This is a genomic window from Aminobacter sp. P4_D5 (assembly GCF_056401815.1).
Genome location: NZ_JBFUIP010000375.1, coordinates 1 through 1386 on the forward strand (window position 1 = coordinate 1; position 1386 = coordinate 1386).

The following is a 1386-nucleotide window of genomic DNA, read 5'->3' on the forward strand; positions in this document are numbered from 1 at the left end:
GGCCAGAACTCAGGCGGCAGGACTTCGGTGTACTCAGGCGGCAGGACTTCGGTGTGCCTGCGAGCTCGCTGCGCTTCCAGCAGGGCAGACAGCATAAGCCGCTGCACCTGCTCGGCGTAGGGAACGAAGTCTAACGGCACGTCAGCCATGAGCCGGCGGTTGCCGTGCAGAGCTTCCAAGTCCTGTCGGTAGAGCGGTCGTGCGGTCTTGGCGGCCCAGCCATCGGCCGGCGACGGGTAAGTTGCCGAAATGCCGTTGATGGTGTCTGACAGCCCGAAGAAGGGCGTGAACGACTGCTCTTCGGTCGACAGGATATCGCCGTCGGTGAAGGAGAACGTCGGCAGATCAGGCGCGCCGAGATATATGGAATAGACGCCGCCAATCTCAGAAATGCGGCCCTGGCACGAGGTCAGGATTGCCTCGAGCGCGGACGCCAACGGCGCTTCGATCTGGATTTCGCCAGCCGAACGATAGGTCGGCTCCGGACCAGACGCGCCACCGATGGTCGCGCGGCACTTGTTGATCTGGGCAATCCAGTTCGCCGACGGCAGACGGGCAGCAGCCAGTCCCTGCAGGCCATAAAACCACTTGTTGCCGAAGGTCAGGCCACGAAGCAGGTTGTAGGCCTGGACGGCCGGCAGATGGTCGCCATCGCCGCCCCAAGTGCTTGGGGTGCTCCACCGGTGCGAACCAACGCCGCCAACGCTGGAATCGCGAGACGGATCGTAAAGCCGCGTGCCGCTGACAACGAACTTGAATGACGGGATGCCTGAGAAGACGTTCTTCGTGACCTTCGCCGTCACGATGGCGTAGGCGACGCCCAGACCAACGCGCGTGCTTTCCCACTGGCGCTGGCCATTGGAGGCGGTCGAAACAAGGAAAGGATCGGCGGCCGTCTGGGTGCCGTCGTAGAACTTGACCCACAGGCTGTCGTGATACTCGTTGACGTTCCGGCCATAGCCGGTGTCGGCGCCAAGCGTGCAGCGCTCACCGTTGACCCATATCTCGTCGAGGCTGGCGATAGGCAGATCCGCGAGCGCGATAACCTGCGTCAGGAAGGCGTTCGGGGTGTCGTCGACATTGCCCCAGGTGTTCGCCCAAACCAGCGAGCCGGCTGTTGCCGTCCTGCCGAGAATGAACGACCTCGCAAGATCACCGCCCGCCTGAAGCGAACCATTGATCGAGAATGTTGGGTCTTTGGCCTTGCCGGCTATCGACTGGGCAAGAAGGTTGAGGCCAATGCCGACCGCCGTCTTGAGGACAAAAGCCCCGATCGACGCACCCAGACCGCCAATGAATGTCGATACGGTGCCGACCACGGCGCCGATCGCTGAGAAGATAGCCATGATGTACCTTGGAAATGCGACCTGGAGGCCGGCGCTAGAG

At 62.5% G+C, this 1386-nt stretch carries 1 protein-coding gene; it reads right to left on the reverse strand.

Annotated elements, in window-relative coordinates:
- Positions 1 to 1346, reverse strand: a 1346-nt coding sequence (locus AC1DWF_RS32005; RefSeq protein ID WP_476842564.1) for a phage tail protein, incomplete at its 3' end; no start/stop codon positions are given.
- Between the last annotated feature and the right edge of the window lie 40 nt (positions 1347 to 1386).